The sequence below is a fragment of the Flaviflagellibacter deserti genome, assembly GCF_042652085.1.
GTDB lineage: Bacteria > Pseudomonadota > Alphaproteobacteria > Rhizobiales > Methylopilaceae > Flaviflagellibacter > Flaviflagellibacter deserti.
This window is the reverse complement of sequence record NZ_JBHSJF010000008.1, coordinates 386,678-408,489: the sequence shown is the minus strand read 5'-3', so window position 1 is coordinate 408,489 and position 21,812 is coordinate 386,678. Positions and strand designations below refer to the sequence as shown.

Sequence of the window (21,812 nt, the reverse complement as noted above, 5' to 3'; positions counted from 1 at the left end):
GTTTAAGGCGCCCCCGAGCGTTCGGGCGCGGTGCCGCGGAGATCAAGATTATGGCCGTTAACATCATCGAGCAGCTCGACCGCGAGCAGATGGACATCGTCGCGGCGGTCCGCACGATCCCGGACTTCGCTCCCGGCGATACCGTCCAGGTCAACGTCAAGGTTCGTGAAGGCGAGCGCACCCGCGTCCAGGCCTACGAAGGCGTCGTGATCTCCAAGTCCGGCGGCGGCCTCAACGAGACCTTCACGGTCCGCAAGATTTCCTACGGCGAGGGCGTCGAGCGCGTCTTCCCGTTCTATTCGCCGATCATCGACTCGGTGAAGGTGCTGCGCCGCGGCAAGGTCCGTCGCGCCAAGCTCTATTACCTGCGCGAACTGCGCGGCAAGAAGGCCCGTATCGCCGAGAAGACCACCGGCACGGCAAGCCAGTCCTCGACTGCTGCGGCGCGCTGAGGCTCCCGGACTTCGGAATTCGAAAAGCGCGGCTTCGGCCGCGTTTTTTTTGCCTTCTCCCAACGAGGGAGAAGGCCGACTCGCTGCGGTACCGCAGCGAGCGGGATGGGGGGACATCGCGGCCAGATTGTGCCGTGTTTCGGAACGCCTTCGGCGTCCCCCTCACTCGACTCGGCCGTCCCGGCCGAGTCCGCTCCCTCGTCGGGGAGAGAGAACCTATTGGATCGAATACCGGATCATGATCGCCTTCGAGGCCTCCTGCAGCCACCAGCCGAGGAACGACCAGAGCGGGTCGAGATCGAGCGTCGGAATCGGCGAGGAAGTCAGGAGATCGAGGATGAGGTCGTTGCCGGAGCCGGAAACTGTCTGGACCCTCAGCGCCATGCCGCGTACCGCCATCTCTTCGTAGGAGAGATGGGTCAGGGCAGCCGTTTCGATCGCCCGTCCAGGCATGGTGTCGGGCATGCGCAGCAAGATCACGGCAAAAACGATCGCCGCCGCCACTGAGGCAATGGACGCACGAGCGGGCATATGGCCCGTCCTCTCCCTAAGACCCGGTCTTTGCCGGTTTTGCGAAATCAGACCACAGCGGGAATCCGTCCGCAAGCAGGGGTTACGGAGCGGGCAAGAGCACCTATATGCGATCCTCATCCTGAGCCGGGCGGCATGCCCGTGTCGAAGGATGGTCACGGTCTGAATGTGCGGCCATGGTTCGACACGCGAGCGTCATCGCGGCTCACCATGAGGCGAGGGCTTTGTCCGGCCGCATTGGAAGTGTTATAAGGCGTCATGGTCCAGACGAACCGCGAGCACGATACCTGCGTGAGGCCGCCCGAAGGCGCGGTTCCGCACGCCCGCTCGACGCTGGATTTCGCCGGGTTGCACGATCACACCCGGATGCCAGCCCGCTTCTTCGGCCGGCTGATCGCCGCTCGCGCGGCGGACCTTCGTTCGCTCTGACGTTTTCGGGCCTGAGCCCGTGCATGCCGCGCCTGCGCGCGGATTCCATCAGCGAATTTGACGACCGGACGAGAACCGATGACTGCCCATTCGAACCCGCCGAAAACCCTGTATGACAAGATCTTCGACGACCACATCGTCGAACGCCAGGAGGACGGCACATGCCTCCTGTATATCGACCGCCACCTCGTCCATGAGGTGACGAGCCCGCAGGCCTTCGAGGGCCTGCGCATGACCGGCCGCAAGGTCCGCGCGCCGCACAAGACGCTCGCCGTCGTCGACCACAACGTCCCGACGTCCGACCGCAACCTGCCGAACCCGGACCCGGAGAGCACGATCCAGATCGCGGCTCTGGCGGAGAACACCCGCGAATTCGGCATCGAGTACTACAACGAGTTCGACAAGCGGCAGGGCATCGTCCACATCGTCGGCCCCGAGCAGGGCTTCACGCTGCCCGGCACGACGATCGTCTGCGGCGACAGTCACACCTCGACGCATGGCGCGTTCGGCGCGCTGGCGCACGGCATCGGCACGTCCGAGGTCGAGCACGTGCTGGCGACCCAGACACTCCTGCAGAAGAAGGCGAAGAACATGCGCGTGACGGTCGACGGCAAGCTGCCGGACGGCGTGACCGCGAAGGACATCATCCTCGCCATTATCGGCGAGATCGGCACCGCGGGCGGCACGGGTTCCGTGCTCGAATATGCCGGCGAGGCCGTCCGGGCGCTCTCGATGGAAGGCCGGATGACGATCTGCAACATGTCGATCGAGGGCGGCGCGCGCGCCGGCCTGATCGCGCCGGACGAGACGACCTTCGCCTATATGAAGGACCGCCCGCGAGCGCCGAAGGGTGCCGAATGGGATGCGGCTCGCCGCTACTGGGAGACCCTGGTCTCCGACGAGGGCGCCCATTTCGACCGCGAGGTCCGGCTCGACGGCGCCAAGCTGCCGCCGATCGTCTCCTGGGGCACGAGCCCCGAGGACGTGGCTTCGATCGCGGGCGTGGTTCCGAACCCCGATGACATCGAGGACGAGAACACGCGCGCTGCGAAGTGGCGGGCGCTGAAGTATATGGGCCTCAACCCGGGCACGAAGATCACCGACATCGCGCTCGACCGCATCTTCATCGGCTCGTGCACGAACGGCCGCATCGAGGACCTGCGCGCGGTCGCCAAGGTGGTCGAGGGCAAGACGGTCAACGCCAATCTCAGCGCGATGATCGTTCCAGGCTCCGGCCTGGTGAAGATGCAGGCGGAGGCGGAAGGTCTCGACAAGATCTTCAAGGCGGCGGGTTTCGACTGGCGCGAGCCGGGCTGCTCGATGTGCCTGGCGATGAACCCCGACAAGCTGCGTCCCGAGGAGCGCTGTGCCTCGACCTCAAACCGCAATTTCGAGGGGCGGCAGGGATATAAGGGTCGCACGCATCTCGTCTCGCCGCAGATGGCAGCGGCCGCGGCGATTGCCGGGCGCTTCGTCGACATCCGCGAATGGGGTCACTGACCGTCCAAACGGAAACGGCCGCCCAGATGGGCGGCCGCTTCGGACTGGGACGGTTTACGATCAGTCGCAGACGCGAACCGTACGGGTGACCCTGCGGCCGTCCACCCAACGGGTCGTGCGGCGGGTGCGGCAATCGTCACGATAGGCGCTGCGGCCCGAGTAGACGGTGACACCGGGACCACGACGATAATACCGGTCGCCATAGTAACGGTCGTCGTAATAACGATCCCGGTAATCCGGCCCGACACCTATCCCGAAGCTAACTTGTGCGGCGGCAGGGCCAGTAAACGCGGCGACACCGACAAGACCCGCAAAGGCGGCGGTTATGAGATATTTGGTCATGGTTCCCTCTCCGGTAAATCCATGATTGAACAACGTGCGTATACGTTTCTGGTTTCGTGATGAGCTCCAGATTGTAAATCGACTGACCGTGGAATGACTTCAAAAGAATGACCATGACGTCCACCAAGAGGGCCACCGAATGGGATGAGCGGCTGGCGCCATCACTGACGGATATCGAGGACCTCGCGAACCGCGCCTATGCGGAGTTGCCGGACGAATTCCGCCGACTGACGCTGGGCGTCGTGATCCGCGTCGAGGACTTCGCGACGCAGGACGTTCTCGACGAGTTGAAGATCGAGAGCGAGTTCGACCTGCTCGGCCTGTTCCAGGGCGTGGGGCTGGCGCATGACAGCGCCGCGCCGCAGACCGGGCGGATGCCGAACATGGTCTTCCTCTACCGCCGCCCGATCCTGGATTATTGGGCGGAGCACGAGGAGACACTCGGCCAGATCGTCACCCATGTGCTGGTGCACGAGATTGGTCATCATTTCGGATTGTCCGACGAGGACATGGAAGAGATTGAAGCGGCGGCTGGATGAAAAGGCCGCCGTCCTCCGGCTCGACCGGAGGACCCATGCGACCCGGATATGGATCCTCCGGTCAAGCCGGAGGATGACGGATATATAGAGACGGATGACGACGGAGAGAGCGAGATGGAACCCTTCAAGACCCTGACCGGTGTCGCGGCGCCCCTGCCGCTGATCAATATCGACACCGACATGATCATCCCGAAGGAATATCTGAAGACGATCAAACGGACCGGCCTCGGCAAGGGCCTGTTCGCCGAGATGCGCTTCGATCAGCAGGGCAATGAAAACCCGGATTTCGTGCTGAACAAGCCAGCCTATCGCAAAGCCGAGATCCTGGTGACGGGCGAGAACTTCGGCTGCGGTTCTTCCCGCGAGCATGCTCCGTGGGCGCTGCTCGACTTCGGCATCCGCTGCGTGATCTCCACGTCTTTCGCGGACATTTTCTACAATAATTGCTTCCAGAACGGCATTCTGCCGATCAGGGTCTCGCCCGAAGAGCTGGAGAAGCTCATGGACGACGCCGAGCGCGGCGCCAACGCGACTCTGACCGTCGATCTGGAAGCGCAGGAAATCCGCGGCCCGGACGGCGGCTCGATCAAGTTCGACCTCGATCCCTTCCGCAAGCACTGCCTGCTGAACGGCCTCGATTCGATCGGCCTGACCATGCAAAAGGGCGAGACGATCTCGAGCTACGAGACGAAGGTCGGCGCGGAGCGGCCCTGGGCGTAATCCCCTCTCCTGCGAAGCGGGAGAGGGGCGAGTTGCCGTCAGGCAACCGGGGTGAGGGCAAGCACGATGCTCGTTGTCGCCCTCACGCCCTCACCCGCTCGCTGCGCGAGTCGGCCTCTCCCATGAATGGGGGAGGCATTAGCCGAGTCTCTCCTCCAGCCGCGCCTTCACGGCCGGCCATTCGTCTCTGATGATCGACAGCACGACGGAGTCGCGGCGCGACCCGTCCGGCTGGATCATATGGGCGCGGAGCACGCCTTCCTGCACCGCGCCGAGTTTCTTCACCGCCGCCTGGCTGCGCAGATTCGCGTGGTGGATCTTGAACTGGACGCGGCGAGCGCCCCAGTCCTCGAAGGCGTGGGTCAGGAGGAGCAGCTTCGCCTCCGGATTAACCCGCGTTCCCCAGACCTCCGGGATGTACCAGGTGTAGCCGAGCTCAAGCCGCTTATGCGTGGCGTCGATCTCGAACAGGCGGGACATGCCGAGCACGCGGCAGGTCGCCTTCTCGATGACGACGAACGAGACGGCCTCGCCATCCGCCATTGCTTTCCGGGCGGTATCCAAATAGGTCGCGGTGTCGCCGCGCACCGAATAACCCCAGATGCGCTCATCGCTCGCGGCCTCGGTGAGGCCGGGGATGTGGCTGTCGTCCAGCGGTTCAAGGCGGATCGTCTGTCCCTCGAGCGGGACGGCGGCGGGCAGGTCTGACGCGGGCATGCGGCGTCGTACCACCGTCACGCGGCGGCGGACAGTGCTTGCCTCCGCGACCGGAATGCGCATGGTGCGCGCGACTTAACGTGACAGCGAGCTTGCAATGACCCGCCGCCTCATCTCCTCCGGTTCCGATTTCGAGAAGATCGCCGGCTATTCCCGCGCCGTCGTCCAGGGCGATTGGGTGTTCGTCGCCGGCACGACCGGTTACGACCCGGTGACCAAGGCGATGCCGGAGAGCGTTGAGGAACAGGTCCGCAATTGCTTCGCGACGATCGATAAGGCGCTGAGAGAGGCGGGGTCGAGCCTCGCCGACGCCGTCCGTACCCAATATTTCGTGACGAGCCGCGAGGATGCCGAGAAGGCGTTTCCGGTGATCGGCGAATTCCTCGGCGACATCCGCCCCGCCGCCGGCATCTATGTCGTCTCGGGTCTTTATCGTCCCGAGATGAAGATCGAGATCGAGCTGACCGCGCTGAAGCGCGCCTGATCCAGGTCAAACGGATTCCTTGAAAACCGCCCCCCGTTTCGCTACGGGGAACGCGAAATTCCTTCTTTTCCCAAGCACTTTCCGGGGACACGAACATATGGCCACGCACAAGCTTCTCCTTTTGCCGGGCGACGGCATCGGCGTCGAAGTCATGCAGGAAGTGAAGAAGCTCATCGCCTGGCTCGAAAAGCGCGGCGTTGCGAGCTTCGCCCTCGAAGAGGACCTCGTCGGCGGTGCGGCCTACGATGCGCACAAAGTGTCGATCACCGACGCCGCGATGGCGCGCGCGAACGCGGCAGACGCGATCATCTTCGGCGCCGTCGGCGGCCCGAAATGGGACAATGTCGTCTATGAACAGCGGCCCGAGGCCGGCCTGTTGCGCCTGCGCAAGGAACTCGATCTGTTCGCCAATCTGCGTCCGGCGATCGTTTATCCAGCGCTGGCCGACTCGTCCTCGCTCAAGCGTGAGATCGTCGAAGGTCTCGACATCCTGATCGTCCGCGAGCTGACGGGCGGCACCTATTTCGGCGAGCCCAAGGAAATCGTGACGCTGGAGAACGGCCAGCAGCGCGCGGTGGACACGCAGGTCTATACGACGAGCGAAATCGAACGCATCGCGAGCGTCGCCTTCGAACTGGCGCGCGTCCGTAAGAACCTCGTCCACTCGGCCGAGAAGCGCAACGTGATGAAGTCGGGACTCCTGTGGAATCAGGTCGTGACCCGCACCCACGCCGCGAAGTTCCCGGACGTGAAGCTCGAGCACATCTTGGCCGACAACTGCGCGATGCAGCTCGTCCGTAACCCGAAGCAGTTCGACGTTCTCGTCACCGACAATCTTTTCGGCGACATCCTGTCGGACGCAGCCTCGATGCTGACGGGTTCGCTCGGAATGCTGCCCTCCGCCTCACTCGGCGCCGAGGACCGGGCTACCGGCAAGCGCAAGGCGATGTACGAACCGGTCCACGGCTCGGCCCCGGACATCACCGGCAAGGGCCTCGCCAATCCGATCGCGCAGATCGGCTCGTTCGGGATGGCGCTGCGCTATTCGCTCGGTCTGGTCGAAGTTGCCGACGCGATTGAGCGTTCGATCGCCCGCGTCCTCCAGCAGGGTCACCGCACGGCCGACATCGCGGCGCTCGGCGAAAAGACGATCAGCACGACCGAAATGGGCGACGCGATCATCGCCGCGCTGGACCGCGAACTGGCCTGAGCCTTCGCCGATAAAACAAAAACCCGGACGGCCACGCCGATCCGGGTTTTTTTATTGTCTCGATGGTTTCGGACCGAAGTCCGGAACGGAGATTACTTGATGCGGTCGGGCGCGCGCAGAACGTACTGGCCGCGGCTGTCCGGCAGGTAGAACGGGTCCGGCAGCGGGAAGGTCTGGAAGCCTTCGACGCCCGAATAGTTCGGCGAGCCGTAGGTCGTGTTGAGCGGCGACACTGCCATATCGCGCAACGTCTGCGGACGGACCTTGTTGCCCGGATCGAGATAGGAGCGCGGCGTGATGGTCACGCGGACGCCCGGCAGGTTCGGATCTTCCTGAGCGAAGGCGGGTGCTGCGACCGTGGCGGCGGCCACGGCGGCGAGGATGAACAAACGCATTGGGGTGCCTCCGGCACGAAGCGGATTCTCTTGGCCTTCAATGTCCACCCGACAAGAAGGTTCCGCAAGAGCCAAACTGCAACAGAGTTCCTGAATTGCGTTTTCGGAAGATTCGCTTAAATGACCGTCACGGTCGCTCAGGGACCGTCGACGTTTCCACCGGCCTATGACGCCGGCCTGAGCTTTCTGGAGCAAACCATGGGTTATCGAGTCGCCGTCGTCGGCGCCACGGGTAATGTGGGCCGCGAAATGCTGAACATCCTCGACGAGCGGGAATTCCCGGTCGACGAGTTGATCCCCCTCGCCTCGCGCCGGTCGCAGGGCACCGAGGTGTCCTTCGGCGACAAGACGCTCAAATGCCAGACACTCGACACGTTCGACTTCTCCAAGACCGACATCTGCCTGATGTCGGCCGGCGGAGACGTCTCCAAGGAATGGTCGCCGAGGATCGCCGCGCAGGGCGCGGTCGTCATCGATAATTCGTCGGCCTTCCGTTACGACCAGGACGTTCCGCTGATCGTGCCTGAAGTGAACGCCGACGCGATTTCCGGCTACACCAAGAAGGGCATCATCGCCAATCCGAACTGCTCGACCGCGCAGCTCGTCGTCGCGCTGAAGCCGCTGCACGACGCGGCCAAGATCCTTCGCGTCGTCGTCTCGACCTACCAGTCGGTGTCGGGCGCCGGCAAGGAAGGCATGGACGAACTGTGGAACCAGACCAAGGGCATCTACGTGAACGACGCCGCCGAGGCGAAGAAGTTCTCGAAGCAGATCGCCTTCAACGTCATTCCGCACATCGACGTCTTCATGGACGACGGCTACACCAAGGAAGAGTGGAAGGTGATGGTCGAGACCAAGAAGATCCTCGATCCGAAGATCAAGCTGACCTGCACCGCCGTGCGCGTGCCGGTCTTCGTCGGCCATTCGGAAGCGGTGAACATCGAGTTCGAGCGTCCGATCTCCGCCGACGAAGCGCGTGACATCCTCCGCGAGGCGCCGGGAATTCTCGTCGTCGACAAGCGCGAGCCGGGCGGTTACGTGACGCCGATAGAGTGCGTCGGCGATTACGCGACCTTCGTGTCCCGCATCCGCGAGGACTTCACGGTCGAGAATGGCCTGTCGCTGTGGGTCGTCTCGGACAATCTCCGCAAGGGCGCGGCACTGAATGCGGTTCAGATCGCCGAAAGCCTGATCAATCGCGGCTTCCTGAAGAAGGCGGCTTAAGGGCCACTCGTATCCTCTCCCCGCTCACTGGGGGGAGGATTTGCCTGTTCCGGAGACACCATGGACGCGAGTGAGGCTTCGCGCCTCAAGGCGCATCTCGACGAGGCGATCAAGCAATTGTCAGCGGCGATAGCCGTCGCGAGCGAAGTCGGCTCAGCAGCCGAAGTCCTCTCGATCAAAAGGTCCTTGGGCGACCTCATAGCCCGTGTCGACGCCCTGCTTGTCGGCAAGATCTATTCCGAGCATCCGGATTTGGACGACCTGCGCGGAAAATAAGTGCGCCTCACTCCGCCGCCGCCAGCGCCGGACCGAAACTCCCGGTCTCTTCGTCCAGGATATTCAGGTTGCCGTTCGAGATATCGAGATGCGCGCCGTGGATCGACAGCATTCCCTCCGTCTCGCGCCGCTGGATTTCAGGGAAGGTGCGCAGGTTGCGGATCGACATCCGGATCGCTGCCTCCTCGACCGCCTGCTCGAGTGCCCTGCCGGTCAGGCCCGGATTGCGGGCGAGCGCGTCTTCCTTGGTTCCCTCGATCAGATCCATCCAGGGGCCGATGAACTCGCCGCGCGAGCCCTCGCTGGCGTTCAGATAGGCCTTCACGCCGCCACACTGCGAATGGCCCATGACGACGATGTGGGGCACCGACAGGCCGTGCAGAGCGAATTCGATCGCCGCCGACGTGCCGTGTTGCTTGCCGTCCGGCCGGAACGGCGGAATAACGTTCGCGACGTTGCGGACGACGAACAATTCGCCAAGGCCGGCCGAGAAGATCGTCTCGGGTGACACGCGGCTGTCGCAGCAGCCGACGATCAGCGCCGACGGCGCCTGGCCTAGGGCGGCGAGCTGGGCAAGACGTCCACGGGTCTCGGGCAGGGCCGAGGCGCGCCAGATTCGGTAGCCGTCGGCAAGCGTTCTTGGAAGCATCCGAAAAATCTCCTGCGCCGTCCTAGAACAAGGAATGCGGCGCGGTCCAGACCCGGCCGCGTGAATGCAAATCGAATTCAAATCATCCCTTGGCAGGGTTGAGACAGCGTGGTTAGGTCCGCGGCATCATGCAAGATACCCGTCCCCGCCGCAGCGCCCTCTACATGCCCGGTTCGAACAGCAGGGCACTCGAAAAGGGCAAGACCCTCCCGGTCGACACCCTGATCTTCGATCTCGAGGATTCCGTCGCCGACGAGGTGAAGGAAAAGGCGCGGGACCAGGTGGTGGAGACGATTCGCAAACGCGGTTTCGGCCATCGCGAAGTGGTGATGCGGGTGAATGCTGCGCGCACCGCCTTCTTCGAGGAGGACATGACGGCCGCCGTTGCCGCCCGCCCGGACGCGGTACTGCTCAGCAAGGTCGAATCAACCGCCGAGATCTACGCCGCCGAGCGCCATCTGCGCGGCCGGCCGGAGACGCAGGGCATCTCGCTCTGGGCCATGGTCGAGACCGCGCGCGGGCTGATCGACATCGACGAGATCGCAGCCTCGGTGAAGAAGCCGGAAGGCCACCGCCTGCGCGGGCTCGTTCTCGGCACCAACGACATCATCCGCGAGACGCGGGTGAAGCCCGGTCCGGACCGGCTCCCGGTCCTCGCCTGGGTCAGCCGCGCCGTGCTCGCGGCCCGCGCTTCGGGTCTGTTCATCCTCGACGGCGTCTACAACGAGTTCACCGATCTCGAGGGCTTCGAGGCGGAATGCGCCCAGGGGCGCGCGTTCGGCATCGACGGCAAGACGGTCATCCATCCCTGTCAGGTCGAGATCGCCAACCGTCTCTACGGGCCGAGCCCGGAAGAGATCGCCGACGCGAAGGCGGTGATCGCGGCGTTCGAGAAGCCAGAGAATCACGACAAGGGCGTGCTGGCGCTGAACGGCCGGATGATCGAGCGGATGCATATCGAAATGGCCAAACGGACCCTCGATATTGCAGGGCAGATACGCGCACAGAGCATGACGCCGGAACCTGCTCCAATATGAGGCGCTTTGCCTAGGCGCCGGCTGGGGGTCGGACCTGCGCTGCGTGACATTGCCACATTGATAGGCATGGGCTAACCAAGCTCCAGGACCCCCTCGTGGATCAAGCCAATGGCTGACGCCCGCTTTGCGAGACGGTTGCCGGAGCGGCCGCTCTCGCCGCACCTGCAAATCTACCGTTTCACCTGGACCATGGCGATGTCGATCGCCCACCGCGTCAGCGGTGCCGCGGCCTATTTCGCCGCGCCTCTTCTCGTTCTCTGGCTTCTTGCGGCAGCCCAGGGCCCGGAAGCCTATGCCACCCTCTCCGGCATCTACGGCTCCTGGTTCGGCATCATCGTCCTGATCGGCGTGAGCTGGGCCGTGATCCATCACTCGATCGGCGGCGTGCGCCACATGGTGTGGGACGCGACGATCGGGATGGACAGAAGGTCCCGCACGCTCTGGGCCCAGGGCACCCTCGCCGGCTCGGTCCTCCTGACCGCGCTCGTCTGGCTCGCCGTCCTGATCTGGAGCTGAGATGGTCGTCCGTTCCCGCTTCGCCCAAGTCCGCGGACACGGCTCCGCCCGTTCGGGCGCCGCCGAACACTGGCGGATGAAGCTGACCTCCTATGCGCTTCTGCCGCTGACCCTGTTCCTGATCGGCCTTGTCGTCGCATTGGCGGGCGAGGAGCATCCGACCATCGCCGCGACGCTCGGCCAGCCCTACGTGGCGCTGCCGCTGTTCTTCTTCGTGTTCGTCAACGCCGTCCATATGCGGCTGGGGATGAGCGAGATAATCGAGGACTACGTGCATTCCAAGCTCTGGAAGACGGCGGCCGTGGCCGGAAACATCTTCTTCTCCTATGCCACCGCCGCGGCGGCGGCCTTCGCCCTGCTGAAGCTGAGCATCGGAGTCTGACCGGATGATCGATCTCGGCGTGCGCGCGGCAGCCCCCGGTGGCCGCGCCTATGAAATCCAGGACCATACCTACGACGTCGTGGTCGTCGGCGCGGGCGGCGCGGGTCTTCGCGCGGTGCTCGGCTCCAGCCAGGCCGGCCTCCGCACCGCCTGCCTGACGAAGGTGTTTCCCACCCGCTCGCATACGGTCGCCGCACAGGGCGGGATGTCGGCCGCGCTCGGCAATATGTCGGCCGACGACTGGCGTTGGCACATGTTCGATACCGTGAAGGGTTCGGACTGGCTCGGCGACCAGGACGCGATCGAATATCTCTGCCGCAACGCCCCGACCGCCGTTTACGAGCTGGAGCACTGGGGCGTGCCGTTCTCGCGCACCGAGGCCGGCCTGATCTACCAGCGGCCGTTCGGCGGCATGACGACCGAGTTCGGCGAGGGCGGAGCCGCCCAGCGCACCTGTGCCGCCGCCGACCGCACCGGCCACGCGATCCTGCACACCCTCTACGGCCAGTGCGTGAAGGCGGCATCCGAATTCTTCATCGAGTATTTCGCGCTCGACCTCATCATGGATGACGAAGGCCGCTGCCGCGGCGTCATCGCGCTGAAGATGGACGACGGTTCGATCCACCGCTTCCGCGCCCAGATGGTGGTGCTGGCGACCGGCGGCTACGGCCGCGCCTATTTCTCCTGCACCTCGGCGCATACCTGTACGGGCGACGGCTCGGCCATGGTGCTGCGTGCCGGCCTGCCGCTGCAGGATATGGAGTTCGTGCAGTTCCATCCGTCGGGCATCTATGGCGCCGGCTGCCTCATCACGGAGGGCGCGCGCGGCGAAGGCGGCTACCTCACCAATTCCCAGGACGAGCGCTTCATGGAGCGCTATGCCCCGCACGCCAAGGACCTCGCCTCACGCGACGTCGTCTCACGCGCGATGACGATGGAAATCCGCGAGGGGCGCGGCACCGGCAAGCTGAAGGACCACATCCTTCTGCATCTCGAACATCTCGACCCGGACATCCTGCATGAGCGGCTGCCGGGCATTTCCGAGAGCGCCAAGATCTTCGCCGGCGTCGACGTGACCCGCGAGCCGATCCCGGTGCTGCCGACCGTCCACTACAATATGGGCGGCATCCCGACGAACTATCACGGCGAGGTGCTGACCAAGAAGCACGGCGACCCGGACTATGTGGTGCCCGGCCTGATGGCGCTCGGCGAGGGCGCCTGCGTCTCGGTGCATGGCGCGAACCGGCTCGGCTCGAACTCGCTGACCGACCTCATCGTCTTCGGACGCGCCGCCGGCCAGCGCTGCGCCGAGATCCTGAAGCCCGGCGCGCCGCAGCCCGTACTCCCGGACAGCCAGACGGAAAAGGCGCTCGATCGCCTCGACCGCTTCCGCTACGCCGACGGCGGCACCCGGACCGCCGACATCCGCCTCGCGATGCAGCGCACCATGCAGTCGAACTGCGCGGTGTTCCGCACCGGCGAGATTCTGGAAGAGGGCAAGGAGCTGATCAATAAGGTCTGGCAGTCGATGGACCACATCGGCGTCTCCGACCGCTCGCTGGTCTGGAACTCCGACCTGATCGAGACGCTAGAACTCGACAACTTGATCGCCCAGGCGGTCGTCACCGTGGAGAGCGCCGCGAACCGCAAGGAAAGCCGCGGCGCCCATGCCCGCGAGGATTTCCCGGAGCGTGACGACGAGAACTGGATGAAGCACACTCTGTCCTGGGCGGACACCGACGCGCGCACCGTCACCATCGATTATCGCCCGGTCCACTCCTACACGCTGACCGACGAGGTCCAGTACATCGCTCCGAAGAAGCGGGTGTATTGACCGTGCGCCGGGCCTAGATTTCCCTAGAGGAACCCGCTCAATGGCTGAATTCAGTCTGCCGAAGAACTCGAGGATCAAGCAGGGCCGGACCTGGCCGAAGCCGGAGGGCGCCGAGCGGGTGACCGAGTTCCGCGTCTATCGCTGGAACCCCGACGACGGCGAGAACCCCAGCGTCGACACCTATTACGTCGACCGGGAGCATTGCGGGCCGATGATCCTGGACGGCCTGATCTACATCAAGAACACGATCGACTCATCCCTGACCTTTCGCCGCTCCTGCCGCGAGGGCATCTGCGGTTCGTGTTCGATGAACATCAACGGCGCCAATACCCTGGCCTGCACCATGGGCATGGACGAGGCGGGCGGCGATTCGATCGCGGTCTATCCGCTGCCGCACATGGCGGTGATCAAGGATCTCGTCCCCGATCTCAGCACCTTCTACGCCCAGCACGCGCTGATCGAGCCGTATCTGAAGACCGAGACGCCGCCGCCGGAGCGCGAGTGGACGCAGTCGCCGGAAGATCGGGAAAAGCTCGACGGCCTCTACGAGTGCATCCTCTGCGCCTGCTGCACGACCTCGTGCCCGAGCTATTGGTGGAACGGCGACAAATATCTCGGCCCGGCGGCACTGTTGCAGGCCTATCGCTGGATGATCGACAGCCGTGACGAGGGCATGGGCGAACGTCTCGACACGCTGGAAGACCCGTTTCGGCTCTACCGCTGCCACACGATCATGAACTGCGCCAATGTCTGCCCGAAGGGCCTGAACCCGGCAAAGGCGATCGCGAAGATCAAGAACCTGATGCTCGAACGGCGGATGTAACTCACAAGTGATTGTACGTAGCGGACGCATTTCACCGCTTTTCGGCCGCTTTGCAGGTAACAGATGTTAACGGAACGTGACTTACGGGGCACGTTCAACGATAATTCGACATCTTCTAATCTGCCGAACGCATGATCACGACCCGACCCGCGATGATTCTGAGCTGCGCCGCGTGCATCGCCTTCGCGGTCGCGCCGCTGCGGGTGGACGTGTCGACGCGGGCGCTTGAACTCGCAGGCGCGTTTGCGGCAACGGCAAAGCCCGCGGCACCGGCGAAAGCCGCCGCCCAAGCCAAGCCCGCCACCGCAGCCAAGCCGGCGGCGAAAGCCGCGACCGCCAAACCCGTGGCCAAGGGCAAGAAAGTCGCCAAGGCAAAGTCCAAGAAGAGCAAGAAATTCGCCAAGGGCAGGAATCGCGGCAAGGGCAAGCCCGCCGCCGTCGCCGCCTTGCCCCTCGATCGTCTCGACGCGGCGCAGGTCGAGCCGAACATGGTCAAGGATGCCGGCGCGAAATCCGCGATCGAACTTCTGGCTTCGTACAAGCGGGCAGTGAACGAAGGCGATCTCGAAACGGCGGCCGTATTGCTCCGCGTCACCTCGGGCCACAGGCTCACGCACGAAATCGTCAGTCAGGCCAACGAGCTCCTCGGAGTGACCCTCGACGGCGACGACCGCGAAGTGCTGGTGCAGCTCTCCGGCTCGCCCCGAACCGCGGAGGTCGCAAACGCCGTTGCGCCGAAGGCGGAAGCCGCGGGCGCTACGACATTCAAGGGCCGGATCGGCGCCGTGCATGCGGCGGCAAACGCCGCACCCCGGACCTCGGCGCTCGATTGCCTGGCGGCCTACAAGCGCGCGGTCGAGACCGGCCGTTCCGACAGCGCGGGGATCGCACTCGCGGCGGCGATCCGCAAGCCGGTCGACGAGCCGACCGTCCATGAGGCGAACGAACTGCTCGGACTGGCCGCGAGCCAGGTCAACATCCCCGAGGTGACGTCGAGCGGCCGAAGCGCCGCCACGCCGGTCGAACCTGCCGTCGCGCCCGCCCCTGTCGCTCCCATTCCGGCTGCGCCGGTCACGGACCCGGTGCCAGAGACCGAGGCCGTTCCTTCCCTGGTGCCACTGCTGCCGTCCAGCTTCGAGCTGGCGCCTGCCCCCGCTCCTTTGATGTCGGCAATGACAGACCTGCTCAGTCCGGCGCCGATTTATGAGCCGGCGGTGCAGGAAGCGCAGGCCGCGATGGCGGCGGCGACATCCGTTTCGGATTCGGTGCCGATGCCGATTCCCGCACCGAAGCGGAAGCGTTGATTTCAAGGATGGTCAGAATCGAAAAGGCCGGGTCTCCCCGGCCTTTTTGTTCAGTGCAGGCTCGCGGCCTGTGTCCTGATCGGTTCCTGCGCGACCGGCGGGATCACTGCCGGCGGCTGGGCCGGCTCGGTGTCCGGTCCGTTGGTCATCGCCATGATCGCGTTGCGGAACGGACCTTCGACGGCGACACCGAAATTCATGTGGGTCTCGGAGAACGGACCGGCCTTGTCCGGATGGGTCGAGCGCCAGCCGACATAGATGCCGACCATAGCGCAGGACGAACCGGGCAGCATGATCGCGCTGCCGGAAGCGCCTTCGCCGGCACTGCAGTCGATGGCGATCTCGCGGGCGCTGGCCGATTCGATGCGGTGCGATGTGCGGATCACGCAGGCCTCGATCGCCTTGCGACCGTCATGGACCCAGCCGCGATGGCGATGGGCGAGCATGACGATATTGGTGCCGGCCGATTCCGCCTCGGCGGTGCCGAGCGCATAGGGACGGGCATTCGGCACGCCCTCAGTCAGCCGGACGACCGCCCAGTCATGGACCGGCGACACCGCGTATGGATCGCGCGAGCCGACGCGGAGCGAGTTCGCATCGATCGGGATCGCATGCTGGACGCCGTCGATGGCGATCGCGAACACACAGGAAGAGAGATTGCCACGCGACCTGCCGTCAGCGTCGAAGAAGGCATGTGCCGCAGTCGTGACAACATCGTGCCGGATCGTGAGCTGCGCGGTCGAATACACGCCCGAGCAGATAATCATGCCGGTCGCGGCATAGCGCGTCTCGTACATGCCTGGATCCTGCCCGGTCTTCTGGGCAAATTCAGGAAGTGTCAGACGCGCATCCGAAATCAGGGTCACCGCCTCGGCCTCGTCGGAAACCGCGAACAGACCAAGGCCGCAAAGGACCACCGCCAAGAAAATCAGCCCGTGCCGCACGTTCTCATCCCCCGCACTACGGCGAAGGATGAAGCAGACAGAATTTTCGTCAAGCAGGTAAAACGGCTCACCCGGGATTCGGTTCCCTGCGTTACAAAAAAGTTTCACTTCCGCCACGCAACTGTCGCAAACCAGACCGGTTATGTGGAAAAACCTTCTTTCCTAGGGCAAGTATTCGACAGGAGCCGCCGTAACTTGCGCCCCAGCCATGCAACAAACGCTTGACCAGAACTATGCCGAACTGGCGCGCTTGGGCGCGATCAGGCCGGACCCCGCGCAGATTGCTGTAGTGGGGAAGCTCGATGCCCTGCTGACCGAACTCGACGGGACGCCGAAAGGCCCGGGCTTATTCGACCGCCTCTTCGGCAAGAAGGCTCCCGCGCCGCGCGGCCTCTACATCTGGGGAGAGGTCGGACGCGGCAAGACGCTGCTGATGGACCAGTTCTTCGATCTCGCGCCGCACGACGCGAAAAGGCGGGCGCATTTCCACGCTTTCATGGTGGAGGTCCATGGCCGGCTGCACGAGGTGCGGCAGCGGCAGAACGGAAAGGGCGGCGACGCCATCCTCGAAGTCGCCGACGAGATCGCGGCGGAGGGCAAGCTGCTCTGCCTCGACGAATTCCAGGTGACCGACATCGCCGACGCCATGCTGCTGAGCCGTCTGTTCGGGCGGATGTTCGAGCGCGGCGCCGTTCTGGTCACCACATCGAACGAGCCGCCGGACGGCCTCTATCGCAATGGGCTGAACCGCCACCTCTTCCTGCCGTTCATCGATCTCCTGAAAGAGCGGGTCGACGTCGTGAAGCTCGACGCGCCCTCGGATTTCCGACTGGAAAAACTGGCCGCCGCGCCGACTTGGTACGTTCCGGCAGATGGCACGGCCAAGAAGGCGGTGGACGCTGCGTTCGAGCGGCTGGCCGGGGCCGCGAAGGGCGGGCCGCAGACGCTGCGCGTGCAGGGGCGTGACGTGGTCGTGCCGAACGCGCTGAACGGCGTCGCCCGCTACACTTTCGAAGGCCTTTGCGGCGCCCTTCTCGGACCGGCCGACCTTGGCGCGATCGCGCAGCGATACCATTCTATCGTGCTCGACGGGATCCCGCTGCTCGACACGGCAGCTCCGGACCAGGTTCGGCGCTTCATCATCCTGATAGACGAATTGTACGATAACAGGGTCAAATTGATCGCCTCGGCGGCCGCCGAACCCGATGCTCTACTGACGTCGGGAAAACAGGCCGTCGCATTCAAGCGGACGGCCTCCCGGCTGGTCGAAATGAGATCAAAAGAGTGGCTTTCCCTCCCCCACGGACGCGCCGTGACTTGAATTCATAATTCAAAACCGCGATAGCAATTACCCCTCAGAGGAAACTCCAAATGTCCCGCAATAAGATCGCATTGCTTGGCTCCGGACAGATCGGCGGCACGCTCGCCCTTCTCGCCGGATTGAAGGAACTCGGCGACATCGTGATGTTCGACATCGTCGAAGGCACGCCGCAGGGTAAGTCGCTCGATATCGCCGAATCCGCTCCGATCGAGGGCTTCGACGCGGTCTTCAAGGGCACGAATTCGTATTCGGACATCGAGGGCGCGGATGTCGTGATCGTCACCGCCGGCGTGCCGCGCAAGCCGGGCATGAGCCGCGACGATCTCGTCGGCACCAACATCAAGGTCATGGAGCAGGTCGGCGCGGGCATTAAGAAGTATGCGCCGAACGCATTCGTGATCTGCATAACCAACCCGCTCGACGCGATGGTCTGGGCGCTGCAGAAGTCGTCCGGACTTCCGGCGAACAAGGTCGTCGGCATGGCCGGCGTGCTCGACTCGGCCCGCTTCCGCTACTTCCTCGCCGAGGAACTCGGCGTCTCGGTGAAGGACGTCACCGCCTTCGTGCTCGGCGGCCACGGCGACGACATGGTTCCGCTGACCCGCTATTCGGCGGTCGCCGGTATCCCGCTGCCGGACCTCGTGCGGATGGGCTGGACGACCCAGGCGAAGATCGACGCCATCGTCGACCGCACGCGTAAAGGCGGCGGCGAGATCGTCGGCCTGCTGAAGACCGGCTCCGCGTTCTACGCCCCGGCGGCGTCCGCGATCGCGATGGCCGAAAGCTATCTGCGCGACAAGAAGCGGGTCCTGCCCTGCGCGGCCTTCCTGACCGGCCAGTACGGCGTCGACGGCCTCTATGTCGGCGTGCCGGTGGTCATCGGCTCGAACGGCGTCGAAAAGGTCGTCGAGATCGAGCTCAACGGTCACGAACGCAGCATGTTCGACAAGTCGATCGAAAGCGTGCGCGGACTGGTTGAGGCCTGCCAACAAATCGCACCGCATCTGGGAGCCTGACGCACGGCTGCCGTAAAGAGCGTTTATCTCCAAAAAGATCGGTGCCGGGTGTTGAAACCCGGTCCGATCTGACTGATTCTCAGTCGACAGTTTTCGTCTTCCGGAAACTGCCCCTTCCTCCAGAACGGCGGCCACAAGAACCGCCGTGGACGTCCAAAGGACGCGACGACCATGTCACGCCAAACGGCGAACCAGGCTTTCCTGAACACCGCCTTTCTCGACGGCGCCAATGCGGCCTATGTCGAAGACCTCTACGCCCGCTACATCGACAATCCGAATTCGGTAGACGCCGAATGGCGCGCCTTCTTCGCGGAACTGGGCGACAGACCGGCTGACGCGGCGAAGAATGCCGAAGGGCCTTCATGGTCCCGGCCGGATTGGCCTCAGCCCCTGAACGGCGAACTGGTCTCCGCGCTCGACGGCAATTGGGCGCCCGGTGAAATCCATATCGCCGAGAAAGCGGTTTCCGACCGCATCCAGTCGAAGGCGAAGGAAATCGGCCAGGCGATCTCGTCGGAAGAGGCGCATCAGGCGACACGCGATTCCGTCCGCGCGCTGATGCTGATCCGCGCCTACCGCATGCGCGGCCATCTGGCGGCCGATCTCGACCCGCTCAAGATCCAGCCATCACGGGCTCAGGAGGAGCTCGACCCGGCGTCCTACGGCTTCACCGAAGCCGATATGGACCGCAAGATCTTCCTCGACTACGTGCTCGGCCTCGAATACGCGACCATGCGCGAGATCGTGGCGATCCTCCGCCGCAACTATTGCTCGACGATCGGCGTCGAGTTCATGCACATCTCCGAGCCTGCCGAGAAGGCGTGGATCCAGGAGCGCATGGAAGGCCCGGAGAAGGGCGTCGCCTTCACCCGCGAGGGCAAGCGCGCGATCCTGAACAAGCTGGTCGAGGCCGAGGGCTTCGAGCGCTTCCTCGATGTCAAATATACCGGCACCAAGCGTTTCGGCCTGGACGGCGGCGAAAGCCTGATCCCGGCGCTGGAGCAGATCATCAAGCGCGGCGGCAATCTCGGCGTGCAGGAGATCGTGCTCGGCATGGCCCATCGCGGCCGTCTGAACGTGCTCACCCAGGTCATGAGCAAGCCGCACCGCGCGCTGTTCCACGAGTTCAAGGGCGGTTCCTCGACTCCCGACGACATCGAGGGCTCGGGCGACGTGAAGTATCATCTGGGTGCTTCGTCCGACCGCGAGTTCGACGGCAACAAGGTGCATCTGTCGCTGACCGCGAACCCGTCGCATCTCGAGATCGTCGACCCGGTCGTTCTGGGTAAGGTCCGCGCCAAGCAGGACCAGCACAAGGATACCGAGCGCACCAAGGTGCTGCCGCTCCTGATCCACGGCGACGCCGCGTTCGCCGGCCAGGGCGTGATCGCCGAATGCTTTGGCCTCTCCGGCCTGAAGGGTCACCGCACCGGCGGCTCGATCCACTTCATCATCAACAACCAGATCGGCTTCACCACGAGCCCGCGCGTCGCCCGCTCCTCGCCCTATCCGTCGGATGTGGCGAAGATGGTCGAGGCGCCGGTGCTGCACGTGAACGGCGACGATCCGGAGGCGGTGACGTTCGCCGCCAAGGTCGCGACCGAATTCCGGCAGAAGTTCAAGAAGCCGGTCGTGGTCGACATGTTCTGCTACCGCCGCTACGGCCACAACGAAGGCGACGAGCCGTCGTTCACCCAGCCGGCGATGTACAAGGTCATCCGCCAGCTCCCCTCGACGCTCGAACTCTACGCCAGGAAGCTCGAGCAGGAGGGCGTGGTCGCGCCGGGCGAGGTCGATCAGATGCGCGAGGCATGGCGCGCGCGCCTGGAGACCGAGTTCGAAGGCGGCGGCAACTACCTGCCGAACAAGGCCGACTGGCTCGACGGCCGCTGGGCCGGCCTGAAGCCCGCAGGCAAGGACACCGACGATGCCCGACGCGGCACGACCGGCGTCGAGAAGGAGACGCTGAAGGAGATCGGCCGGAAAATCACGAGCGTTCCGGCCGGCTTCCACCTGCACAAGACGATCGCGCGCTTCCTCGACAATCGCAGGACCGCGATCGAGACCGGAGAAGGCATCGACTGGGCGACCGGCGAGGCTTTGGCGTTCTCGTCGCTGCTGCTGGAGGGCCACCCCGTTCGCCTGTCCGGCCAGGACGTCGAGCGCGGCACCTTCTCGCAGCGCCATTCGGTTCTGACCGACCAGGAGACCGAGGCGCGCTATAAGCCCTTCAATCACCTGAGCGAAAACCAGGGTCATTACGAGGTCATCAATTCGATGCTCTCGGAAGAGGCGGTGCTCGGCTTCGAGTACGGCTATTCGCTGGCCGAGCCGAACGCGCTGACCCTTTGGGAAGCTCAGTTCGGCGACTTCGCCAACGGCGCCCAGGTCGTCATCGACCAGTTCATCTCGTCCGGCGAGAAGAAGTGGCTACGCATGTCCGGCCTCGTGATGCTCCTGCCGCATGGCTATGAGGGCCAGGGCCCGGAGCATTCGTCGGCCCGTCTGGAACGCTATCTGCAGATGTGCGCCGAAGACAATATGCAGGTCTGCAACATCACGACGCCGTCGAACTATTTCCATGTTCTGCGCCGTCAGCTGAACCGTGAATTCCGCAAGCCGCTCGTGCTGATGACGCCGAAAAGCCTGCTCCGCCACAAGCGGGCGGTCTCGACGCTCGACAAGTTCGAGGAAGGCACATTCTTCCATCGCTGGCTGCACGACGACGCTGACGAGCGCAAGGGCGGTGAGCTGTTCAAGGAGCCGGGGAAGGTGCGCCGCATCATCCTCTGCTCGGGCAAGGTCTATTACGACCTGTTCGAGGAACGCGAGAAGCGCGGCATCGACGACATCTGCATCATGCGTATCGAACAGCTTTACCCGTTCCCGGCGAAGTCGCTGGCGCAGGAGCTGTCTCGATTCAAGAACGCCGAGATCGTCTGGTGCCAGGAAGAGCCGCGCAATATGGGCGCCTGGTTCTTCGTCGATCAGTACATCAACTGGGCAGGCGGCCGAAAAGGCGACGTGCGACGTGCGCGCTATGTCGGACGTCCGCCAGCGGCGTCGACGGCCGTCGGCCAGATGTCGAAGCATCAGGCCCAGCTCAGGGCATTCCTGGACGAAGCGTTCGCGTGAACGCGAGAAGACGCCGGATGGCGCGATAGGGG

General features: G+C 64.3%; 24 protein-coding genes. 18 read left to right on the top strand and 6 right to left on the bottom strand.

Translation table 11 applies throughout. The annotated features are described in order from the left end of the window. Nucleotides 1–50: 50 nt before the first annotated feature. Nucleotides 51–452 (top strand): 50S ribosomal protein L19, encoded by a 402-nt coding sequence (gene rplS, locus ACFPFW_RS17720; RefSeq protein ID WP_114957828.1) that lies wholly within the window; start codon nucleotides 51–53, stop codon nucleotides 450–452. A 216-nt stretch (nucleotides 453–668) separates the two neighbouring features. Here the strand turns inward: rplS and ACFPFW_RS17715 are convergent, their stop codons facing one another. Beyond that, on the bottom strand, nucleotides 669–983 hold the full coding sequence (locus tag ACFPFW_RS17715; protein WP_114957829.1) for a hypothetical protein: 315 nt from the start codon (nucleotides 981–983) through the stop codon (nucleotides 669–671). Between the two features lie 258 nt (nucleotides 984–1,241). Here ACFPFW_RS17715 and ACFPFW_RS17710 point away from each other — a divergent pair, with 258 nt between their 5' ends. Next, nucleotides 1,242–1,412, top strand: coding sequence for a hypothetical protein (locus ACFPFW_RS17710; protein WP_162799737.1), 171 nt, complete (start codon nucleotides 1,242–1,244; stop codon nucleotides 1,410–1,412). A 78-nt stretch (nucleotides 1,413–1,490) separates the two neighbouring features. Further along, entirely contained in the window at nucleotides 1,491–2,912 is a 1,422-nt protein-coding gene (leuC, locus tag ACFPFW_RS17705) for a 3-isopropylmalate dehydratase large subunit (protein ID WP_114957830.1), read from the top strand. 60 nt (nucleotides 2,913–2,972) lie between these two features. Here leuC and ACFPFW_RS17700 read toward each other — a convergent pair whose 3' ends face one another. Beyond that, complete coding sequence (locus ACFPFW_RS17700) at nucleotides 2,973–3,254, bottom strand: hypothetical protein (RefSeq protein ID WP_162799738.1); 282 nt, start codon at nucleotides 3,252–3,254, stop codon at nucleotides 2,973–2,975. 113 nt (nucleotides 3,255–3,367) lie between these two features. On the opposite strand from ACFPFW_RS17700, the gene ACFPFW_RS17695 reads away from it, so the two are divergent. Both ACFPFW_RS17695 and leuD read left to right on the top strand, forming a co-directional pair. Beyond that, nucleotides 3,368–3,793: a metallopeptidase family protein gene (locus ACFPFW_RS17695; RefSeq protein WP_114957891.1), complete on the top strand. Its 426-nt coding sequence runs from the start codon at nucleotides 3,368–3,370 to the stop codon at nucleotides 3,791–3,793. Between the two features lie 114 nt (nucleotides 3,794–3,907). Further along, nucleotides 3,908–4,513 (top strand): 3-isopropylmalate dehydratase small subunit, encoded by a 606-nt coding sequence (gene leuD / locus ACFPFW_RS17690; RefSeq protein ID WP_114957892.1) that lies wholly within the window; start codon nucleotides 3,908–3,910, stop codon nucleotides 4,511–4,513. Between the two features lie 138 nt (nucleotides 4,514–4,651). On the opposite strand, the gene ACFPFW_RS17685 is transcribed toward leuD, so the two are convergent. Continuing rightward, entirely contained in the window at nucleotides 4,652–5,293 is a 642-nt protein-coding gene (locus ACFPFW_RS17685) for a GNAT family N-acetyltransferase (protein ID WP_114957831.1), read from the bottom strand. A 34-nt stretch (nucleotides 5,294–5,327) separates the two neighbouring features. Here ACFPFW_RS17685 and ACFPFW_RS17680 point away from each other — a divergent pair, with 34 nt between their 5' ends. Together ACFPFW_RS17680 and leuB are read left to right on the top strand one after the other, a co-directional pair. Continuing rightward, on the top strand, nucleotides 5,328–5,714 hold the full coding sequence (locus ACFPFW_RS17680; RefSeq protein WP_114957832.1) for a RidA family protein: 387 nt from the start codon (nucleotides 5,328–5,330) through the stop codon (nucleotides 5,712–5,714). A 97-nt stretch (nucleotides 5,715–5,811) separates the two neighbouring features. Continuing rightward, the gene (gene leuB / locus ACFPFW_RS17675) at nucleotides 5,812–6,924 is read left to right on the top strand and encodes a 3-isopropylmalate dehydrogenase (protein WP_114957833.1); all 1,113 of its coding nucleotides are present in this window, start codon (nucleotides 5,812–5,814) and stop codon (nucleotides 6,922–6,924) included. Between the two features lie 92 nt (nucleotides 6,925–7,016). On the opposite strand, the gene ACFPFW_RS17670 is transcribed toward leuB, so the two are convergent. Further along, nucleotides 7,017–7,319, bottom strand: coding sequence for a hypothetical protein (locus ACFPFW_RS17670; protein ID WP_114957834.1), 303 nt, complete (start codon nucleotides 7,317–7,319; stop codon nucleotides 7,017–7,019). Between the two features lie 198 nt (nucleotides 7,320–7,517). Between ACFPFW_RS17670 and ACFPFW_RS17665 the strand changes: the two genes are divergently transcribed. Together ACFPFW_RS17665 and ACFPFW_RS17660 are read left to right on the top strand one after the other, a co-directional pair. Continuing rightward, nucleotides 7,518–8,543, top strand: coding sequence for an aspartate-semialdehyde dehydrogenase (locus ACFPFW_RS17665; protein ID WP_114957893.1), 1,026 nt, complete (start codon nucleotides 7,518–7,520; stop codon nucleotides 8,541–8,543). A gap of 60 nt (nucleotides 8,544–8,603) precedes the next feature. Continuing rightward, nucleotides 8,604–8,819: a hypothetical protein gene (locus tag ACFPFW_RS17660; RefSeq protein ID WP_114957835.1), complete on the top strand. Its 216-nt coding sequence runs from the start codon at nucleotides 8,604–8,606 to the stop codon at nucleotides 8,817–8,819. A gap of 7 nt (nucleotides 8,820–8,826) precedes the next feature. Here the strand turns inward: ACFPFW_RS17660 and ACFPFW_RS17655 are convergent, their stop codons facing one another. After that, on the bottom strand, nucleotides 8,827–9,468 hold the full coding sequence (locus tag ACFPFW_RS17655; protein WP_114957836.1) for a carbonic anhydrase: 642 nt from the start codon (nucleotides 9,466–9,468) through the stop codon (nucleotides 8,827–8,829). A gap of 128 nt (nucleotides 9,469–9,596) precedes the next feature. Here ACFPFW_RS17655 and ACFPFW_RS17650 point away from each other — a divergent pair, with 128 nt between their 5' ends. The 6 genes from ACFPFW_RS17650 to ACFPFW_RS17625 all read left to right on the top strand — a co-directional run bounded on the left by ACFPFW_RS17650 (nucleotide 9,597) and on the right by ACFPFW_RS17625 (nucleotide 15,364). Then, on the top strand, nucleotides 9,597–10,505 hold the full coding sequence (locus tag ACFPFW_RS17650; protein ID WP_114957837.1) for an HpcH/HpaI aldolase/citrate lyase family protein: 909 nt from the start codon (nucleotides 9,597–9,599) through the stop codon (nucleotides 10,503–10,505). A 108-nt stretch (nucleotides 10,506–10,613) separates the two neighbouring features. After that, complete coding sequence (sdhC, locus tag ACFPFW_RS17645; protein ID WP_114957838.1) at nucleotides 10,614–11,021, top strand: succinate dehydrogenase, cytochrome b556 subunit; 408 nt, start codon at nucleotides 10,614–10,616, stop codon at nucleotides 11,019–11,021. A gap of 1 nt (nucleotide 11,022) precedes the next feature. Beyond that, complete coding sequence (gene sdhD / locus ACFPFW_RS17640; protein WP_114957839.1) at nucleotides 11,023–11,403, top strand: succinate dehydrogenase, hydrophobic membrane anchor protein; 381 nt, start codon at nucleotides 11,023–11,025, stop codon at nucleotides 11,401–11,403. Between the two features lie 4 nt (nucleotides 11,404–11,407). Then, on the top strand, nucleotides 11,408–13,237 hold the full coding sequence (gene sdhA, locus ACFPFW_RS17635) for a succinate dehydrogenase flavoprotein subunit (RefSeq protein WP_114957840.1): 1,830 nt from the start codon (nucleotides 11,408–11,410) through the stop codon (nucleotides 13,235–13,237). 40 nt (nucleotides 13,238–13,277) lie between these two features. Then, nucleotides 13,278–14,060 carry a succinate dehydrogenase iron-sulfur subunit gene (locus ACFPFW_RS17630; RefSeq protein ID WP_114957841.1) on the top strand — a complete coding sequence of 261 codons (783 nt, stop codon included), beginning with the start codon at nucleotides 13,278–13,280 and terminating at the stop codon, nucleotides 14,058–14,060. Nucleotides 14,061–14,191: 131 nt separating this feature from the next. Beyond that, nucleotides 14,192–15,364: a hypothetical protein gene (locus ACFPFW_RS17625; protein WP_114957842.1), complete on the top strand. Its 1,173-nt coding sequence runs from the start codon at nucleotides 14,192–14,194 to the stop codon at nucleotides 15,362–15,364. Between the two features lie 50 nt (nucleotides 15,365–15,414). Here the strand turns inward: ACFPFW_RS17625 and ACFPFW_RS17620 are convergent, their stop codons facing one another. Then, entirely contained in the window at nucleotides 15,415–16,308 is an 894-nt protein-coding gene (locus ACFPFW_RS17620) for a trypsin-like peptidase domain-containing protein (RefSeq protein WP_114957843.1), read from the bottom strand. 208 nt (nucleotides 16,309–16,516) lie between these two features. Here ACFPFW_RS17620 and zapE point away from each other — a divergent pair, with 208 nt between their 5' ends. The 3 genes from zapE (at nucleotide 16,517) to ACFPFW_RS17605 (ending at nucleotide 21,780) form a co-directional block, all read left to right on the top strand. Then, nucleotides 16,517–17,629: a cell division protein ZapE gene (gene zapE / locus ACFPFW_RS17615; protein WP_114957844.1), complete on the top strand. Its 1,113-nt coding sequence runs from the start codon at nucleotides 16,517–16,519 to the stop codon at nucleotides 17,627–17,629. A gap of 50 nt (nucleotides 17,630–17,679) precedes the next feature. Continuing rightward, the gene (mdh, locus tag ACFPFW_RS17610; protein WP_114957845.1) at nucleotides 17,680–18,645 is read left to right on the top strand and encodes a malate dehydrogenase; all 966 of its coding nucleotides are present in this window, start codon (nucleotides 17,680–17,682) and stop codon (nucleotides 18,643–18,645) included. Between the two features lie 171 nt (nucleotides 18,646–18,816). Next, nucleotides 18,817–21,780 (top strand): 2-oxoglutarate dehydrogenase E1 component, encoded by a 2,964-nt coding sequence (locus ACFPFW_RS17605; RefSeq protein WP_114957846.1) that lies wholly within the window; start codon nucleotides 18,817–18,819, stop codon nucleotides 21,778–21,780. The last annotated feature ends 32 nt before the right edge of the window (nucleotides 21,781–21,812 follow it).

Bases quoted from the DNA above. Each gene is read 5' to 3' on its own strand.
- rplS (WP_114957828.1), top strand. From the start codon at position 51: ATGGCCGTTAACATCATCGAGCAGCTCGACCGCGAGCAGATGGACATC.
- ACFPFW_RS17715 (WP_114957829.1), bottom strand. From the start codon at position 983: ATGCCCGCTCGTGCGTCCATTGCCTCAGTGGCGGCGGCGATCGTTTTT.
- ACFPFW_RS17710 (WP_162799737.1), top strand. From the start codon at position 1,242: ATGGTCCAGACGAACCGCGAGCACGATACCTGCGTGAGGCCGCCCGAA.
- leuC (WP_114957830.1), top strand. From the start codon at position 1,491: ATGACTGCCCATTCGAACCCGCCGAAAACCCTGTATGACAAGATCTTC.
- ACFPFW_RS17700 (WP_162799738.1), bottom strand. From the start codon at position 3,254: ATGACCAAATATCTCATAACCGCCGCCTTTGCGGGTCTTGTCGGTGTC.
- ACFPFW_RS17695 (WP_114957891.1), top strand. From the start codon at position 3,368: ATGACGTCCACCAAGAGGGCCACCGAATGGGATGAGCGGCTGGCGCCA.
- leuD (WP_114957892.1), top strand. From the start codon at position 3,908: ATGGAACCCTTCAAGACCCTGACCGGTGTCGCGGCGCCCCTGCCGCTG.
- ACFPFW_RS17685 (WP_114957831.1), bottom strand. From the start codon at position 5,293: ATGCGCATTCCGGTCGCGGAGGCAAGCACTGTCCGCCGCCGCGTGACG.
- ACFPFW_RS17680 (WP_114957832.1), top strand. From the start codon at position 5,328: ATGACCCGCCGCCTCATCTCCTCCGGTTCCGATTTCGAGAAGATCGCC.
- leuB (WP_114957833.1), top strand. From the start codon at position 5,812: ATGGCCACGCACAAGCTTCTCCTTTTGCCGGGCGACGGCATCGGCGTC.
- ACFPFW_RS17670 (WP_114957834.1), bottom strand. From the start codon at position 7,319: ATGCGTTTGTTCATCCTCGCCGCCGTGGCCGCCGCCACGGTCGCAGCA.
- ACFPFW_RS17665 (WP_114957893.1), top strand. From the start codon at position 7,518: ATGGGTTATCGAGTCGCCGTCGTCGGCGCCACGGGTAATGTGGGCCGC.
- ACFPFW_RS17660 (WP_114957835.1), top strand. From the start codon at position 8,604: ATGGACGCGAGTGAGGCTTCGCGCCTCAAGGCGCATCTCGACGAGGCG.
- ACFPFW_RS17655 (WP_114957836.1), bottom strand. From the start codon at position 9,468: ATGCTTCCAAGAACGCTTGCCGACGGCTACCGAATCTGGCGCGCCTCG.
- ACFPFW_RS17650 (WP_114957837.1), top strand. From the start codon at position 9,597: ATGCAAGATACCCGTCCCCGCCGCAGCGCCCTCTACATGCCCGGTTCG.
- sdhC (WP_114957838.1), top strand. From the start codon at position 10,614: ATGGCTGACGCCCGCTTTGCGAGACGGTTGCCGGAGCGGCCGCTCTCG.
- sdhD (WP_114957839.1), top strand. From the start codon at position 11,023: ATGGTCGTCCGTTCCCGCTTCGCCCAAGTCCGCGGACACGGCTCCGCC.
- sdhA (WP_114957840.1), top strand. From the start codon at position 11,408: ATGATCGATCTCGGCGTGCGCGCGGCAGCCCCCGGTGGCCGCGCCTAT.
- ACFPFW_RS17630 (WP_114957841.1), top strand. From the start codon at position 13,278: ATGGCTGAATTCAGTCTGCCGAAGAACTCGAGGATCAAGCAGGGCCGG.
- ACFPFW_RS17625 (WP_114957842.1), top strand. From the start codon at position 14,192: ATGATCACGACCCGACCCGCGATGATTCTGAGCTGCGCCGCGTGCATC.
- zapE (WP_114957844.1), top strand. From the start codon at position 16,517: ATGCAACAAACGCTTGACCAGAACTATGCCGAACTGGCGCGCTTGGGC.
- mdh (WP_114957845.1), top strand. From the start codon at position 17,680: ATGTCCCGCAATAAGATCGCATTGCTTGGCTCCGGACAGATCGGCGGC.
- ACFPFW_RS17605 (WP_114957846.1), top strand. From the start codon at position 18,817: ATGTCACGCCAAACGGCGAACCAGGCTTTCCTGAACACCGCCTTTCTC.